Origin of the sequence: Bacteroides sp. GD17, assembly GCF_038448625.1 — a bacterium.
Taxonomy (GTDB): domain Bacteria; phylum Bacteroidota; class Bacteroidia; order Bacteroidales; family Bacteroidaceae; genus Bacteroides.
Window position 1 is genome coordinate 141,351 of the sequence record NZ_JBCEZS010000008.1, and the last position, 17,284, is coordinate 158,634.

General features: G+C 48.6%; 16 protein-coding genes and 1 pseudogene. 13 read left to right on the plus strand and 4 right to left on the minus strand.

The window, feature by feature from the left end; genetic code table 11:
- Positions 1–21 precede the first annotated feature (21 nt).
- Positions 22–1,545: a DUF4099 domain-containing protein gene (locus AAE250_RS14345; RefSeq protein ID WP_342289096.1), complete on the minus strand. Its 1,524-nt coding sequence runs from the start codon at positions 1,543–1,545 to the stop codon at positions 22–24.
- Positions 1,546–1,754: 209 nt separating this feature from the next.
- Between AAE250_RS14345 and AAE250_RS14350 the strand changes: the two genes are divergently transcribed.
- Positions 1,755–3,761, plus strand: coding sequence for an ATP-binding protein (locus tag AAE250_RS14350; protein WP_342289097.1), 2,007 nt, complete (start codon positions 1,755–1,757; stop codon positions 3,759–3,761).
- Positions 3,762–3,767: 6 nt separating this feature from the next.
- Positions 3,768–4,343: a hypothetical protein gene (locus AAE250_RS14355; protein ID WP_342289098.1), complete on the plus strand. Its 576-nt coding sequence runs from the start codon at positions 3,768–3,770 to the stop codon at positions 4,341–4,343.
- A gap of 34 nt (positions 4,344–4,377) precedes the next feature.
- Here AAE250_RS14355 and mobC read toward each other — a convergent pair whose 3' ends face one another.
- From mobC to mobA, 3 genes are read right to left on the minus strand one after another with little or no spacing between them, the layout of a single operon-like run.
- Positions 4,378–6,390: a conjugal transfer protein MobC gene (gene mobC / locus AAE250_RS14360; RefSeq protein ID WP_342289099.1), complete on the minus strand. Its 2,013-nt coding sequence runs from the start codon at positions 6,388–6,390 to the stop codon at positions 4,378–4,380.
- Positions 6,391–6,426: 36 nt separating this feature from the next.
- Positions 6,427–7,671 (minus strand): conjugal transfer protein MobB, encoded by a 1,245-nt coding sequence (mobB, locus tag AAE250_RS14365; RefSeq protein ID WP_342289100.1) that lies wholly within the window; start codon positions 7,669–7,671, stop codon positions 6,427–6,429.
- A 4-nt stretch (positions 7,672–7,675) separates the two neighbouring features.
- Positions 7,676–8,104, minus strand: coding sequence for a conjugal transfer protein MobA (mobA, locus tag AAE250_RS14370; RefSeq protein WP_342289101.1), 429 nt, complete (start codon positions 8,102–8,104; stop codon positions 7,676–7,678).
- A gap of 667 nt (positions 8,105–8,771) precedes the next feature.
- On the opposite strand from mobA, the gene AAE250_RS14375 reads away from it, so the two are divergent.
- The 11 genes and pseudogenes from AAE250_RS14375 (at position 8,772) to traK (ending at position 17,277) form a co-directional block, all read left to right on the plus strand.
- Positions 8,772–9,542 carry a ParA family protein gene (locus AAE250_RS14375; RefSeq protein WP_122333323.1) on the plus strand — a complete coding sequence of 257 codons (771 nt, stop codon included), beginning with the start codon at positions 8,772–8,774 and terminating at the stop codon, positions 9,540–9,542.
- A gap of 5 nt (positions 9,543–9,547) precedes the next feature.
- Positions 9,548–9,982: a DUF3408 domain-containing protein gene (locus tag AAE250_RS14380; RefSeq protein WP_342289102.1), complete on the plus strand. Its 435-nt coding sequence runs from the start codon at positions 9,548–9,550 to the stop codon at positions 9,980–9,982.
- Between the two features lie 12 nt (positions 9,983–9,994).
- Entirely contained in the window at positions 9,995–10,729 is a 735-nt protein-coding gene (locus tag AAE250_RS14385) for a hypothetical protein (RefSeq protein WP_342289103.1), read from the plus strand.
- Positions 10,730–10,890: 161 nt separating this feature from the next.
- Positions 10,891–11,193 (plus strand): DUF4134 domain-containing protein, encoded by a 303-nt coding sequence (locus AAE250_RS14390; protein WP_122126476.1) that lies wholly within the window; start codon positions 10,891–10,893, stop codon positions 11,191–11,193.
- Positions 11,194–11,215: 22 nt separating this feature from the next.
- The gene (locus tag AAE250_RS14395; RefSeq protein WP_122333319.1) at positions 11,216–11,551 is read left to right on the plus strand and encodes a DUF4133 domain-containing protein; all 336 of its coding nucleotides are present in this window, start codon (positions 11,216–11,218) and stop codon (positions 11,549–11,551) included.
- Positions 11,544–14,142: pseudogene (locus AAE250_RS14400) on the plus strand (TraG family conjugative transposon ATPase). Before AAE250_RS14395 ends, AAE250_RS14400 begins: the two are co-directional and overlap by 8 nt.
- A 35-nt stretch (positions 14,143–14,177) precedes the next feature.
- The gene (locus AAE250_RS14405; RefSeq protein ID WP_342289104.1) at positions 14,178–14,639 is read left to right on the plus strand and encodes a DUF3876 domain-containing protein; all 462 of its coding nucleotides are present in this window, start codon (positions 14,178–14,180) and stop codon (positions 14,637–14,639) included.
- A gap of 21 nt (positions 14,640–14,660) precedes the next feature.
- A complete protein-coding gene (locus AAE250_RS14410) occupies positions 14,661–14,954 on the plus strand; it encodes a DUF3876 domain-containing protein (RefSeq protein ID WP_342289105.1) in 294 nt (97 codons plus the stop codon).
- 62 nt (positions 14,955–15,016) lie between these two features.
- On the plus strand, positions 15,017–15,637 hold the full coding sequence (locus tag AAE250_RS14415) for a DUF4141 domain-containing protein (RefSeq protein ID WP_342289106.1): 621 nt from the start codon (positions 15,017–15,019) through the stop codon (positions 15,635–15,637).
- Between the two features lie 3 nt (positions 15,638–15,640).
- On the plus strand, positions 15,641–16,639 hold the full coding sequence (gene traJ, locus AAE250_RS14420) for a conjugative transposon protein TraJ (RefSeq protein WP_342289107.1): 999 nt from the start codon (positions 15,641–15,643) through the stop codon (positions 16,637–16,639).
- Between the two features lie 14 nt (positions 16,640–16,653).
- On the plus strand, positions 16,654–17,277 hold the full coding sequence (gene traK, locus AAE250_RS14425; RefSeq protein ID WP_122127230.1) for a conjugative transposon protein TraK: 624 nt from the start codon (positions 16,654–16,656) through the stop codon (positions 17,275–17,277).
- The last annotated feature ends 7 nt before the right edge of the window (positions 17,278–17,284 follow it).

Genomic DNA, 17,284 nt, shown 5'->3' on the forward strand with positions numbered 1-17,284 from the left:
TTTAGTGGTTATTAATCGGGATTACATTTTGCGTCCCTTGCCCGTGCTTTTCTTGGGGGCTGCGGGGGATTGCTTCTGCTCCTGCTCTTTTTTCTTCTCGTCTTGTCGGGCAGTGGGATTAGTCTGCCCGGACTTCAACGGCTCGCCTTTACTTTGGGCGTGCTTGGTGGCTTCGTTGGTCTTACCCTCGTTGTTCACGGCCACTTGCGTTTTGTGGCTGTCCGCGGGTGTGACTTTGCGTCCCGCCCGTAATTCGTCGGGATGTTTCGAGGTATGGCGTACATACCCCCTTTCCGGGTCGGGCCATACCCAGGCGTTGTATTTCTGTCCTTTCCAGTCGGCTGTCTCGATCTGTTGTGCCCCCTCTTTCTGTTTGGGTGGGGTCTGTTGCATACCTTCCACCCATACCGGTATGCCTTTACAAACTTTTTGGAACTGTTCGCGGGTCAGTTCCACGCCGCCCTGAACAGGGCGAATCCAAATATCCCCGACTTTACGGGCTTTCAGCGGGCCATTCTCTTCGGCTTGTTCCCGTCTGGCCTGCCGTTCCTGTTGATACTGCTGTATCTGTTCTGGCGTAAAGCGGAAATCTATGTTACGGTTGGCGGCGTTGAATTGCCCTATACGGTCTATCTTGGACGGCTCCTCGCCCGGTTTTACCCGTTTGTCCATGCCCTTTATCAATATGCTTCCGCCATGTTCAAATGTGGTTATCTGTTCCTGGGAGAGTACGGCATTTTTTATGGTCGGGCCGATCTTGATCTCGGAAGTAGGTACGGACTCGAAACGGTTGGTCAGCTTGTCAAGTGAGATAAGCGAGGGTATTTTCTCGCCTCCGGGTACGGGTTCCAAATCGAATACCCGTCCGCCGTTACCCGTCTGTTTGAACTGCTCTATATCTTCCGGCGTGAATTTTACCCCCATATAGGGACTCTCGAAATCGGGCTGTTCCTGAAAGGGATGTGTTTGGATCTTGATGGAGCCGTCGGGTTGTTCCTGTAAGGAAAGCCGGGCTTTGACCGTTATTTCCTGTCCGTCAATCTCGGCTTTAATATCCACCAGACCGGGGGATTTATGCCCGTATGCCATCGCTTTGAGCGTGTCCTGTAACTGATCGCCCGAAAGCCCCAACTTTTCGGCATCCTTCCAATCGACTTTATTCAGGTCGAGCGGTTGGTACTTTCCCGGGGACTGTTCCTGCATCTGCCCGTCGGGTTTTACCTTGTAGGGCACGAGCACCTTGTCGTCGGGATTCATCTTGATGATCTTGTCCAGGAAAGCCGCAATCTTATCGACCGCGCTCCCGGCAACGGCATAAAGCCCCGTGTGTGACGGTTGCCGGTATTGCCCGGAAAATTTCTGCATGAAATTCTCTATCAGGTTTCCGCTGGGATTGACCTGAAAGAATTTGTCCGTGTTCTTTTTAGTGGGATCGACGGTATTCAATTTACCGTCTTTCTCCATTCCGCTGACGGCTTTCAGTTTGCCGTCCTCGCCTTTGGTCAGTAAGACTTTAGGCTCTTCGTTTTTGATGTTCTCGTCCATGATTAAAATGGTTTTTAATTCTGCATCACTATTAATGCGGAACGAAGATATGGCTTAGTAATGAATTGATTGCAAGGGTTTTGATGGGTGGCAGCTTGTGGCTGGGAGTGGCGTTAAAGTTTTGAAACAAAAGACCACTTGAATTGTCGTTTTTCTAATATTCTCAACTAAATCATATATCTTTGTAACTCATTAGTAAATTATAAATTATGAAATCACAAACTGTTGAGTCCGTAGAGATTACGTCTAATGGAATCCGTAAAATGTTGAATAAATACACGCCGGAGCGTGCTATTTCAGAATATGTATGGAATGGATTTGATGCTAAAGCTACGATTGTAAAAATAAATTTTGAATTTGATAGCCAGGAATTTGATACGGTAAAAGAAATCAGAGTTTGTGATAATGGTATAGGAATATGTTATGAAGAGTTACCAAGTAAGTTTAAGCAGTTTTATGAATCTCAAAAAAGCATTGCTAATGATAATAATGCCGATTTGACGCGTGGAAAAAATGGATATGGGCGTTTTACATTCCATAAATTTGCTCGTTTCGCCCAATGGCAAACTTTTTATCAAAAAGGGAATGGCATAATGTCATATGAGATAGATATAAGTAACGATAATCTAAAGGATTATACTCCGACAATTCCAATTAAATCACAAGAACCCGAAACAGGAACGTGCGTTATATTTAATGAAATTACGTCAGCTATCTCAACTTCTTTCATTGAGCAAGTCCTCATTCCTTATTTGAAGGCTGAATTTGCTTGGTTTCTTGAACTTAAAGACGAATATAAAATATTTATTAATGATACAGAGTTAGATTATTCTTCAATAATAGAGAAAAATGAGAATTTTCCAGTCGTTGCCAGTGGACTGTATAATCAGAAAAAAACGTTCAATTGTAAGTATATACAGTGGAATACAAAAATGAATGATGAATATTCCAGATTCTATTTTCTTAATAATGATTTGGAATTGAAAAATACAAAAACCACATTATTGAATAAGAAAGGAGATAAATTTTGGCACAGTGTAATTGTTATAGATGATTTTTTTAATGAAATAAATTGTGATATTGAGGATGAAAATATTGCTCAAAGAAAATTGTTTAGTGAGGTGGCAGATCGGAAATTGTTTAAGGATTTGATTGAGAAACTTAATGATTTTCTTAGAGGTAAAAGACGACCATTTCTAAGACAGCAAGCTGTTGCTTTAGTGAACAAATATGAGGAAGAAAAGGTATTTCCGGTATTTAGCGACAACGAATGGGATAAAACTCGTAAACAAGGTTTGGAAGATTTAGTAAAAAGACTATACGAAGTTGAGCCTGCTGTATTTATGAAATTGAATAAAGAACAAAAGAGGGTATTTTTAGAACTTCTAAATCTTGTAATGGATTCGGGAGAAAGAAATAACTTGTTTAAAATACTGGATGCAGTCGTAGAATTGGATTCAAATGACAGGAAAGAGTTTGCTAAAATTTTGGAAACAACTCGTCTTAAACAAGTTATATCCACAATAAAACTAATATCGGATAGGTTATCAACCCTTGAAAATTTGAAACAGATTGTTTTTAATCACGAATTAAAAGCCAATGAAGTGAATCATCTTCAATCATTCATAGAAAAACATTATTGGATTTTTGGAGAAGAATATAGATTAGTTTGTGCAGAAGAAGTGAAATTTGAAGAAGCATTGAGAAGATACGTTTATATACTTCGTGGTATTGATGAAGCTACTTATGTTGCGCATCCTGATAAATATAAAGAAATGGATTTATTCTTAGCCGGAACTGACTTCCGGGACGGTAAGCCTCATAATGTAATCGTAGAGATTAAAAATCCGACTACAATTAAGACTTTAAAATCAGAACAATTAACTCAATTAGAGAGATATATGGATGTAATATTGAAGCAGGATTGCTTCAATGATGCGAATGAATATTGGACATTTATTTTAATAGGCCAAGATTATGATGACATTGTAGGACGCCGTATTACGAACAAATACAATGGATTAGTCTTAACTGGAGATAATTACAGTCTCTTTGTGAAGAAATGGAGTGAGATTACAAATGAGCTCGAAAGGCGATTAAAATACCTATTGGAGAAGTTGAAGATAGAACGCTCTAAACTATCTAAAGCAAATAACTTAGAGGAAGTCATGGAAGAAGTAGAGAATAATTCAGCAGTTGTTACTAATTTAAAATAGTCAGATATGGCAAATATTATTGATATTACTAATCAAATAGGTAAAGAAGTAAAAAAAACTCTCAATCAAGATAAATGTTGGTTACCATTTTTAAGAAGGGAAAATGCGTCCCTCTATTTTCAAGAAACGACATTATTATATAGTTTGACAGAAAATCTGTTGAAGTATCTTGTTGCTACTAAAAATTGCTGGGATGAAAATTGTAGGCTTGTTGATGAGCTTGATGCAAAAAAAGCAAATGGAGAAATTGTAAAAGAGGATGATTATTATTTTGATGGTAATATAATTCGAGAGCAGGCACGAGATATGACTTTTAATAATGCAATAAATAAGGCTTCTTCTTTAGGCTTAATCTCTAATGAGCTGCAAGCAACCCTTCATCGGATTAGAAAAGATAGGAACGACCTTATTCATCAATTATATCTGTTTGATAAAAGAAGTGATGCTAATCATATGAGAAAATTATTAAAAGAAGCAGAATCTATAGTTATGGAACTCGTACCCGTGTTCGAAAAATTGATATACGATGAAATAGGAGTTGATACTGATGAGGTATTAGAAACATTACCTCTTAAACAGTAAATAATAGAGTCGCAAAATTGCGGCTCTAATTATTTTATTCTTCCTCTTTCGGCAGCAACTGGCAAAGGTCGGGATCATCCTTTATTCGCTGTATCTCATCCTCGACTATCTGCCTGGTCTCGGCTCTGATTCGCTCGTAATTCTCCTGTATCTGTTCTTTCATCCTGTCCACGCCGTTCTCGTCGGTAAAGTCCGTGATAACGGGTATTTTCTTATAAGCCTTTTCCTCTGCGGCTACCCGCTCATTATCCACTACGATCTCGGCATGAAAAATCTTTTGCTCTATCCGCTCCGAAAAGCTGTCCGCTACCGCCCCGACGAACATACCCTGGGTCAGATTGGAGATTTTCGACGGAGGTATGAGGCTGTCCATCTGTGTGGAAATGGAGGTCGATTTATCATTGTGGTTAATGGTCATGGACTGGCGTTTCTGCAATACCTTCCCGAAGCGGTCGGAGAGTGTTTTCGCCGTATCTCCTACAACCTGCCCCGAGAAGATGTTGCCTACGGTGTTCATCACAACGGCGGCCTCCTTGTCCCCGTAATCGCGCTTTAGCTGCGAAAAGTCCTGGAAACCGAGTAGCACGGCAACCTTGTTGCTTCGTGCGGTGGCAATCAAATTATCCAATCCTTTAAAATAAATAGTCGGTAGCTCGTCTATTATGACACTGCACTTTAGCTGTCCTTTCTTGTTGATGAGTTTTACGATACGGCTGTTATATAACCCCAGTGCCGCCCCGTATATGTTCTGCCTGTCGGGGTTGTTGCCGACGACAAGTATTTTCGGGTCGTCCGGGTTATTTATATCCAGGCTGAACTCATTGCCGCTCATGACCCAATAAAGCTGTGGGGAGATCATGCGCGAGAGCGGGATTTTCGCACTTGCGATTTGTCCCTGGAGTTGGTCGGCCGCCCCACCGAGCCACGCATCCATGAAGGGTGACAGGTAGTTTTCCAGTTCCGGGTATGAGGTGAGAATCGGAAAGATTTTCTCGTAGGGTTTATTCAGGAACTCGATTGCGTGGGGGAACGTGCAATATTTCCCGTCTTTATATATCCGCAAGAACCAGATAATCGCCGCGAATAAAATGATCGGTGACTCGACAAAGAAGTCGCCCTGCTTGCTTACCCAGGTACGATTCAGATTTAACATGATCGTATAGCTGGACTCGTAGGCATCCGAAATATCCTCCATGAAGGCGGGATTGATCGGGTTACAGCGGTGCGAACGGGAAGGGTCGTCAAAATTAATCACGTAAAACGTGGGTGTTTTGACGTACCCCTCCCGGTTGTTCAAAAGATGGTTATAGGCAATGGTGGACAGGTCGGGAAATTTGAAGTCATAGATGTACATGGCGAATCCTTTCTCTATATTCTGCTTAATGTACTGATTGACCACACAGTAACTCTTGCCGGAGCCGGGCGTTCCCAGGACGATGGACGCACGAAAAATTGAAACGACATTGGCGAACCCCTTGTGCCACTTCTTTTTATAGTAGAACCGGGTCGGCAGATTCACGGAGTATTCATTCTCTATCAGCCTCGTTTCCTGCATGAACGATTCGTTCTCGGTATTGAATACATCGTCGAACATATTGTTTTTCAGCAGGCGGGAAAGCCATATACCGCCCATGAGCAGCAGGATATAACCGGCGGTCATTGTAAAGACGTAAAATCCCGCATTGGTTTCCGGCGGGAGCGGCAGGGAGAGCAGCCACCAGTTCAGGAAAAACAGGATAAAACCGGCGGTAAGGGCGGCAATAATTTTCGCCCAAGTTATCTTTTCATCTTTGACGCCTCGTGTCCCGAGGCAGGAAAGTGCGAGAAAAACCACCGCGAAAAGTTTCGTCCAGAGGATCGAGGTAAACAGTCCGGCGGTACGGTTAAAATTCATCAGGATTTTATCTATCACCCCGATATTGATTCCCCACTCATGTATGGCCCCGTAACAGAACCAGTACACGTTAATCACTACGAACAATATGGATAGGGCGCGCATAAAGTCCATGACTTTAGCCAGTCCGCGAAGATCATCTTCATTTTGCATAATCTTAAAATTTTAATGGTTTGAAATACTTGTCGTTTACATCTGCCTGCCGTACCGCCGCTTCTTCTTTTTCCGGCGACGGGGTACGGGCGGATTTTCATTTTGCCCTTCAAATTCGGGCGTAAATACGGAGAGCAGGCCGCCCGCAGCGATCATGTCCGGCAGTTCCGTTACGGACTTCTTACCGGCGGGGGCGGTCGCAGGCTTCCGCGCCGGAGCGTGCAGATCCTCGCGGTGCGTATCATTAGCAAAGCGTCCGTTCAGGGCATTGGCCGAAAACTCCTTTCCCAGACGGGAGCCGTTTATCACCGTGCGGCTGTTATGGTCGATGAAAGTAGTACCGTATATGCGCCCCGTATCGTTGCGACGCAATACCAGGTCAATGCCTTTCTTTTGTAGGGCTTCCCGTACCCGGTTTTCGGTACGGGCATTTTGCAGGGCCTCGGCTATTGTGGCCCTTGTCCCGGCAACTGCCTTTCCGGACTTTATCATCTCACCGGATTCCTTCATACGTTTGTCCAGCGCGGCGATGCCCGCCGTTTTTCCCAAAAGGGAGGATTTAAGCGGCTTGCCTGCACGTTTGCCGTCAGCATCCAGGGCCGAGTAAACCAGCCCTTCGTATCTGTTCCCCTTGTTATTCCCCTCGATTTTCTCTATACCTATATTATATAAGGAGAGCAGGGCACGGTATTCGGCAAAGGATTGAAAACGGTACATTTCCGAAAGCGGTTTTATAACCCCGGAAATTTGCTTTTTAAGATTCCCCGCCGCGGCGTCTACCGGGGTGAGCCGCCACGCCTCGCCCTGCTTCTTCCCCTTGGCCGGTATCAGGCTAAAGTCCTTTTCCAACTGCGCCACAATCCGGGTGCTTCGCTCTTTCTCGAATTTGTCGGGTACAAGGGAGCCGTCCGTTCTCACGCGGGTAGTGACCAGGTGGATATGCCGGCGGTCTATATCCTCATGTTTGAAGATCATATACGGCTGGCTGTCGTAGCCCAGGCGTTCGAGATACCGCCGCCCCAGGTCGGCGAGCTGCGCGTCGGTCAGCTTGTCGTCCGGGTGGGGATTGAGCGAGATATGTACGACGGGCTTTTTCGTGCGGATATGCGAAGGCATGAAACGCTCGAAATCCTCCGCGCAGGAATACGCGTTGAACTTCCCGTCGGCAGGCTCCAGGACTAAATTACACCCCAAAACCTTCCCTTTATCCCCATCCACTTTCTGTTGGTTGTAAGCCAACGCGCCGTATAAATTGCTCCCGTGATTGATCTTTGCCACCATACCGTTATCCGATTTTGGTTTTGAAATCCTCGCAAAGTGCCAGTACCAGGCGTCCGATCCCAGCCAGTTCGATAGTCTGTTGCTCCAGTTTATAGAGCAATGACAACGCTTTTTTCTCCCCGAAAACGGTGTGAAGCTGCTTGACGACCTGGTTGTAATTCGTCCCGACCGCACGGATCTGCCCGTAAAAAACGGTCAGCTTGGTGACGAACTCCAGTGCCGTCGCGTCCGTTTTCACTACCCGGAACTCGTCGCCGAAGATACGGGCGGCGATAAAAGCGGAGAGCGAGGCGAGTCCCGATTGCTCGTACATGGAGAGAAAAGCGGCGTGTTGCTGCTCGGTCAGGTTCACGGTCAGACGGCGAAACGCCGGATCGTCTTTCGGGGGGCGTCCCCCTTTACCCCGCCTGCGGGGTACATTCTTTTGATTCATAATACGGATTTTTTTAAGTGATACATAAATCCGTTACGGCCCGGCCGTCCAATCGAGCGACTGACTTCGGAAGGTAGCGACACCCCCGGCAGGGGCAAGAGGTTATTTGCTGCAAAACTTGTTTTGCGATGCAAATAACACATCTTGCTATTTGCCCAAATGCAAATGGATTTTGCCCTGCGGAGGGGCAAAGATTACCCTTCATATTAACGGGTAAGATTTGTTCCGGGAAGGGCGTTGTAGGGAGGGGTACTACAACTTAAAATGCCCCGGACGATTAGCCGTAACGTTTCATGCCGCAAAGTTATCGGCTTATATAATACGCTGTATCACAAAGCACTGTGCCACTCGAAGCCACAAGCGACCACCTCAAAAAAACATAGTGCAAGTACCAAAAAGAAGTGTTTTATTTGCCTTGGAAAATGAATTAATGATTTGATTAGACAGGGCGATTAATGAGTAAACAGGTCGGGAAACAGTTAGTTGGAGATTGAAGCCCATACTCCCGTATTGTCGTACTGTCGTATTGTCGTATCGGCTAAAGGGTGTCCGTCAGAACCGAAACGAATAAATGAAGCCTTGTCTTGCTATTTATAAACTGGTTTAAAAAAGTGCCGATTGAATGGTACGGTAAAATAATTCAATAACAATTAAAAACATTGGAACAATGGAAAATCAAGAAAGTAAAAAAGAACCGATGTATGTAGCTTTCTCTACACAGAAGGGTGGAGCGGGTAAAACCACACTTACCGTTTTGGTTGCAAGTTACCTGCATTATGTCAAAGGCTATACGGTAGCCGTGATCGACTGCGATTATCCGCAGCATTCGATCGCCGAAATGCGCGAGCGGGATTTTAAAACCTGCGAAAATGATGAGTATTATAAAGGGATGCTGTACGAACAGTTTCTGCGTTTGGAAGAAAAGAAAGCCTATCCGGTGATTGAAAGTGATACGAAAGAAGCGCTGAATGAAGCCGAGGATTTGATAAAAGAAGGAGATTATGATTTTATATTTTTCGACCTGCCCGGAACATTGAATAACGAAGGTCTGGTACGTACTATTGCGAGTATGGATTATATCGTGGCTCCTATTTCCGCCGACCGCCTTGTGCTGGAAAGTACCCTGGATTATCTTATTTCCGTGAGAGATAACATAGTCAATACCGGAAAATCCAATATTAAGGGTATTTACCTTCTTTGGAATCTTGTGGACGGGAGGGAGAAATCAGAACTGTACGAAGTCTACGAATCGGTAATTAAGGAATTGGATTTACCCTTGCTTAAAACGTTTATCCCGGACAGCAAACGTTTTCGGCGCGAACAATCCGCAAGCCATAAATCCCTATTCCGGTCTACGCTGTTCCCGGCAGATAAATCCCTTGTGAGAGGGTCCAACCTGGATGTACTGGCAGATGAACTTTTAGGACTCTTTAAATGACTGCCATGAGTAAAAAAGTGGATACATCGGGTATTGATGCGGCAATGGTTATCGGTCAGGCCAAAAAGAGTAACCGGGTAACCTCTCCCGTGCCGGCTCCGGATCCCCTGTCGGAACCGGAGTTGGTATCCGAACCATTGCCGGAGATTGAAAGGGAGAGCGAGGGGGCAAAAGAGCGGGAGCGGTCCAAGCGTAAACGCACCCAGGTGGCAAGCTATAAGGAAACATTCATAAAACGCAATGAAATGAAGTTGCGTCAATGTGTCTATATCAGCCATGAGGTACATTCGGTTATCACGAAACTTGTCAGGGCTTTGGCCGATGCCGGAAATGATATAACCGTCGGTGGCTACATTGATACGGTAATGAATGAACATCTGCAACTCCATAAAGAGGAAATCAACGCACTGTACCGTGAACGTCAGGGCGACCTGTTATAATAATGTATAGTCATGGGACGATATTTCATTTATGCGATTCTGTTGTACGCCCTTGTGGTTGTAATTTACCTGCTGTGGGAGCGAAAGGTAAAGCGCGGGAAGAACACCGCACGAAAAAAGGGTTATAACCTCTTCCGCCCTGCCCCGAAAGAGGATATAATCGGAAAAAGCAAATTTACCCTGCGCCACTCGCAGCCACAAGCTACCACTTTGGAAATCAATGAAAAAGCGATTGAAAATGCGGTTATATTTGCAGGCGATAACGGGCAAACCGACCCGCGGGGCATTCCGGCGGCAGTCCTTCGACCCGCAGGTGAAACGGGCACTGTTCCCGAAAACTCGGACGCTGATTCAGGCGAGATAGATATAGTTATCGAAAACGAGCCGGAGGGGGAATCAGATACCGGGGAAGAAGGGGATTTGGATGTTTGGGAAACCGAAGGGACGGAGGATGAAAGCGCGGGTGGCCGGGCTACGGGCATCGGCTTCGAGGAACTGGCGGGAATGGCGCGGACGGTGGCGAACGCCGGGCGTGCCACCCCACGGGAAAGAGAGGAAGCCGGGCGGGTACTTGCCGAGGTGCGGATGACTGACATAATAGGCCAGATCGCGCCTGACGAGCCTAAAAAGAAAGTGGTATCTGCCCTTATGGACGACTACTTCGCCGCCTACTACCGCCTGCGGGAAGCCGACCCCGCACCGGCGGTAAAAGCCCCTGCCGATTTTGACGTGCGCGGCTTTGCCTGAATTAAGTAAAATCAAAAAAGTAAGAAACAATGAAACAGAGAGATTACGGATAGCCTCGCGCCGTTCGACCATTAAAAAAATCAGAGAAGTAATCAGTAAACAAGAATCCCGGCGGTCAGGGGGAATCATCCCACCCCCTGCCGCCTTTAAAAAATCAAGCAATGAATAAAAAGAAATTCTTTTTGTCGGCGGTCGTCCTTATGGCTGCCGCGGCGAACGCCTTCGCGCAAGGCAACGGAGTAGGCGGCATTACCGACGCCACCAATATGGTGTCCTCCTATTTTGATCCGGGCACAAAGCTGATCTATGCGATCGGCGCGGTCGTCGGCTTAATCGGCGGCGTCAAGGTCTACGGCAAATTCTCGTCCGGCGATCCCGACACCGCAAAAACCGCCGCCAGTTGGTTTGGCGCGTGTATCTTTCTGATTGTGGCGGCGACAATCCTTCGTTCCTTCTTCCTGTAATCCGACATTATACGAGCGAGTTATGGAGTATAATGTAAATAAGGGGATTGGAAAAAGCGTCGAGTTCAGGGGACTTAAATCGCAATATCTGTTCATCTTCGCGGGAGGCCTGCTGTCCGTATTCGTGGTCTTTATCATCATGTACATGATCGGTATCGGCCAATGGATATGTATCGGTTTCGGACTCGTCGCCGCCTCGGTGCTGGTATGGTTTACTTTCCGCCTGAACGCGCGGTACGGGGAACACGGGTTAATGAAGATCATGGCCAAAAGCCGTCATCCGCGTTACCTTATCAACCGGCGCAACGCACGCCGCCTGTTCCGATGCCCGAAGAGAAAGGAGGCGGCCCATGCGTAACGTAATGAAAGCCGCCACGATCGAGAGCAAGTTCCCGCTGCTGGCCGTCGAGGGGGATTGCATCATCAGCAAGGACGCGGACATCACGGTGGCCTACCGGGTGGATCTGCCGGAACTCTATACAGTGACCGGTGCCGAATACGAGGCGATACACTCCGCCTGGAACAAGGCCGTAAAGGTACTTCCCGATTATACCGTTATCCATAAGCAGGATTGGTTTATACGGGAAAACTACCGGCCCGCCGCCGATCAGGGAGATATGAGTTTCCTCTCCCGCAGCTTCGAGCGGCATTTTAACGAGCGGCCCTATTTAAACCATACCTGTTTCCTCTACCTGACAAGGACGACAAAGGAGCGGATGCGTATGCAGTCCTCCTTTTCGAGCCTTTGCCGGGGAAACATCATCCCCAGGGAGGTAAACAGGGACACGACGGTAAAATTCCTGGAGGCGTCCGGCCAGTTTGAGCGTATCGTAAACGACAGCGGTTTTGTGAGATTAACCCGGCTGACATCGGAGGAAATAACGGGCACGCCGGAAAGCGCGGGGCTGGTGGAAAAATACTTTGCCCTGTCGCTTGATGATACGACCTGCCTGGAGGATATGGAACTCGGGGCGGACGGTTTGCGGGTGGGTGATAAAAAGGTCTGCCTGCATACGGTTTCCGACGTGGAGGACTTGCCGGGAACGGTCGCTACGGATATGCGTTACGAACGTCTGTCCACCGACCGGAGCGACTGCCGTTTGTCGTTCGCCGCGCCTGTCGGCCTGCTGCTGTCCTGCGACCATATCTATAACCAGTACATCTTCCTGGACGATTCGGCCGAGAACCTGCGGCGCTTTGAGAAATCCGCCCGTAATATGCACTCCCTTTCCCGCTACTCGCGGGGCAACCAGATCAATAAGGAATGGATAGACAAGTATTTGAACGAGGCGCACAGCTTCGGGCTTACCTCCGTGCGGGCTCACTTCAATGTCATGGCGTGGTCGGAAGATGCGGAGGAACTGAAACATATCCGTAACGATGTCGGCAGCCAGTTGGCACTGATGGAGTGCAAGCCCCGGCACAATACCGTTGACGCGGCCACCCTCTATTGGGCGGGTATGCCCGGANGGCAGCCAGTTGGCACTGATGGAGTGCAAGCCCCGGCACAATACCGTTGACGCGGCCACCCTCTATTGGGCGGGTATGCCCGGAAACGGCGGGGATTTCCCCTCGGAGGAAACGTTTTACACGTTCATCGAACCCGCGTTGTGTTTCTTCACAGAGGAAACGAACTATCAGTCCTCTCCGTCGCCTTTCGGCATTAAGATGTGCGACCGGGTTTCGGGCAAGCCCCTGCACGTGGATATTTCCGACCTTCCGATGAAACGCGGAATAACCACCAACCGGAATAAATTCGTGTTGGGGCCTTCCGGGTCGGGCAAGTCCTTTTTCATGAACCACATGATAAGGCAATACTGGGAGCAGGGCACGCACGTCGTCCTGGTCGATACGGGTAACTCGTATCAGGGCCTTTGCGAGATGGTACGCCGGAAAACCAAAGGGCGGGACGGGATCTATTACACGTACACGGAAGAGAACCCGATCAGTTTTAACCCTTTCTATACCGACGATTACAAGTACGACGTGGAAAAGAAGGACAGTATCAAGACCCTGCTGCTGACACTGTGGAAATCCGATGACGACCGGATAAGCAAGACCGAGAGCGGAGAACTCGGCAGTGCCGTTTCCTCCTATATCCAGCGGATCACGGAAGACCGTGGTATCGTGCCGTCCTTTAATACCTTCTACGAATATATCCGGGACGATTACCGCAAGGAGCTGGACGGGCGGGAGATCAAGGTGAGCCGGGAAGACTTCAATATCGACAACTTCCTGACCACCCTCAGGCAGTATTACCGGGGCGGTCGTTTCGACTTCCTGCTCAATTCGGTGGAGAATATCGACCTGCTGGGTAAATCCTTTATCGTATTCGAGATTGATTCGATCAAGGAAAATAAAGAATTGTTCCCGGTGGTGACGATCATCATCATGGAGGCTTTCATAAACAAAATGAGGCGGTTAAAGGGTATCAGGAAACAACTGATCGTCGAGGAAGCCTGGAAAGCCCTCTCGTCCGCGAACATGGCGGAATACCTGAAATATATGTACAAGACCGTCCGTAAATATTTTGGCGAGGCCATTGTGGTGACGCAAGAGGTGGACGACATCATCGCCTCTCCCATTGTCAAGGAGGCGATCATCAACAACTCCGATTGTAAAATCCTTTTGGACCAGCGGAAATATGTGAACAAGTTCGACAGCATCCAGGCCCTTTTAGGCCTGACCGATAAGGAAAAGGGACAAATACTGTCAATCAACCAGGCCAATAATCCGGGCAGGCTTTACAAGGAGGTGTGGTTCGGGTTGGGAGGCGTGCAGTCCGCTGTTTACGCCACGGAGGTCAGCGCCGAGGAATATCTCACGTACACCACCGAGGAAAGCGAGAAGCTGGAAGTTTTCAACAAGACCGCCGAACTGGGCGGTAACTATGAACTGGCGGTCAAACAGATCGCCGAGGCCAGACGGCGTAAAGAAAATAAGTATTAACCGGAGCCTATGGCTCCATAACCACTAAAAAAATCATGAAGTTAAGTAACGAACAACTCACGAGGCTGGCTCTTCACACGGCGGGAATAAACAGCGTCCTTGCCGAGGCTATGCTGGAGGCTTCCGTGCGGACCGATACCGGGACGGAGCGGGTAGAAACGGACATCGAGATAGATGTTTTCGTCGTCAATGACGGCGAAAAGGAAACGGCCGGCGTGCCGGATTACGATCCCGCCCTGTTGGTGGGTGACTGGAAAGCGGGCAAACGCGACCCCGACCTTCTTATCTTCAAGGCTTCCCCCGGCTATATGATAGCCTTGGGCAAGAAGCCGAAGAAGGGAGCGACGGGTGACTGCTACCTGCTCCATGAGCAGGACGGCAGGCTTTGTTTCAATGCCGGATTCGGCATGACCTTCCTGTGTTACGACCGGGAAGCGGACACGATCACGCTGTACCCCGGCGCGACCTATGAACGGGTAAAAACCGATAACCGGTAAGGAATCATGTTCAGGCCGTGCATGGAGCAGAAATCGGAGGCGGAAAACTGGCTGGAATTTGACCTGCGGGAAATCACGGGGCGTTGGGTAAGCCCGGAGGGTGCGCCGTCGGTGCGGATATACCGCACCCGTACGGAAGGCTACCTGCTGGAATTTACATACAACAACCCGCAGGCCGTATTCCACCTGCCGATCAGGGAGCTGTGCCAGGTACGGTACTTCGACCTGTTCGGGCGTATCGGGCTGGCCTATGACTCCCGGCGTGACGTGCTGCTGCTTTCCGCCTACGGCGAATATCAACGGGCGGCGGAGTAACCCCGTGGAAGGGTTGCTTCCCTTTCCGCCCAAGTATTAAACCAAGTAAACATTTTATCGCAATGAAAAAGATTCTTTTCAGCCTCCTGGTGCTGGCCGTATGCGGCACTCATGAGGCAAGGGCGCAGTGGGCGGTCATAGACCCGTCCAACCTGGCGCAAAACGTCTTGACGGTCGGAAAGACCGGCACGACGGCGGCGAACGTGATAAACTCCTTTCAGGAAATGCAAAAGATCTATTCCCAGGGAAAAGAGTATTACGACAAGCTGAAAAGCGTGCATAACCTTATCAAGGATGCCCGCAAGGTCAAGGAAACGGTCGAGATGGTCAGCGAAATATCGCAGATATACGCCGACAATTTCAACCGTATGCTGTCGGATAATAATTTCTCCGCCAATGAACTCTCCGCCATATCCGCCGGATATGCCATACTGCTGAAAGAGAGCGGCAACCTTCTTTCGGATATAAAGGAACTGGTTTCCTCCTCCAACGGGCTTTCCATGACGGATGCCGAACGCATGGGGTTGATCGACCGGATTCATACTGAAATGGTGAGCTACCGTAACCTGGTCAGCTATTACTCCCGGAAGAATATCGCCGTGTCCTTCATCCGCAGCAAGGAGAAGGGCGATACGGAGAGAGTGCGTGCGCTTTATGGCAGTCCTTCCGAAAGATACTGGTAAGCTATGGTACTACTGGCAATAGACTTCAATAATATGCACCAGGTCCTGCGCGACTTGTATCAGGAAATGATGCCTTTGTGTTCGGATATGATCGGAGTGGCCAAAGGAGTGGCCGGGCTGGGTGCTTTATTCTATGTGGCGTACCGGGTCTGGCAGGCCCTTTCCAGGGCGGAGCCTGTCGACGTGTTCCCCCTGCTGCGCCCCTTCGCGCTGGGCTTGTGCATCATGTTCTTCCCGACAATCGTGCTGGGAACGATCAACGCCGTCATGTCCCCCGTCGTAAAAGGTTGCCATACGGTTATGGAAGGCCAAATACAGGACGTGGAGGCACTGCAAACCGAACGTGACAACCTGGAATATGACGCACGGGTGCGTGAGGGTAAGGAATGGCTGGTCAACGACGAGGTGTACGAGGAAAAGTTCTCAGAGCTCGGCATCCGGCAGATCGGCACGATGGTCAGTATGTGGTGGGAACATACCTGGTACTCGATCAAGCTGTGGTTCCGGCAACTGATCTCGGACTTTTTCGAGTTGCTGTTCAACGCCGCCGCCCTCTCCATCGACACGATACGCACCTTCTTTATCGTGGTGCTGTCCATATTGGGACCGTTGTCGTTCGCCCTGGCGATATACGACGGTTTCCAGTCCACCCTTACGGCGTGGCTCTCACGTTATATCAGCGTCTATCTGTGGCTGCCGGTTTCCGATTTGTTCTCGGCGGTGCTTTCCAAGATCCAGGCGCTTATGCTGCAAACGGATATAGCCAGGCTTCAAGACCCTTCCTATATCCCGGACGGGAGCGACGGCGTATATATCATCTTTCTGATCATCGGTATTATCGGCTATTTCACCGTGCCGACCGTCGCCGGTTGGATCATCCAGGCCGGAGGCAACAGCGGTACGCGCGGGATGAATACGGTGGCGAGCAAGGGAGCTGCGATGGCCGGAGGTATCGCCGGGGCCGCCGGTGGAAATATAGCGGGCCGCTTATTGGGTAAATAGTAAAAATTGAAACAATGGAATTTAAGTCATTAAAGAATATAGAAACATCCTTCAAGCAGATACGCCTTTTCGGTATCGTGTTCCTGGTGGTATGTGCGGGGATAACCGGATATTCCGTGTATTCGTCGTACCGGTTCGCCGAGGCGCAACGTCGGCGTATCTATGTGATGGACGGGGGCAAGAGCCTTATGCTCGCGCTTTCCCAGGATATGAGTCAGAACAGGCCCGTCGAGGGCCGGGAACACGTGAAGCGTTTCCATGAACTCTTTTTCACTCTCGCGCCCGACAAGTCGGCGATCGAGAGTAATATAACCCGCGCCTTGTTCCTGGTGGACAAAAGCGCCTTCAAATATTATCAGGATATGTCGGAGAAGGGCTATTACAACCGCATCGTATCGGGTAACATCAACCAGATTATACAGGTGGACAGTATCGCCTGCAATTTCGACGTGTACCCTTACAAGGCGGTGACGTACGCCCGGCAAATGATCATCCGGCAGTCGAACGTGACCGAGCGCAGCCTGGTCACGCGGTGCGACCTGATCAATTCGGTACGGAGTGATAACAACCCCCACGGTTTCATCATGGAGAAATTTGAGATCGTGGAGAACCGGGACATCCGGGTAATGGAGAGGTAGGTCAGGC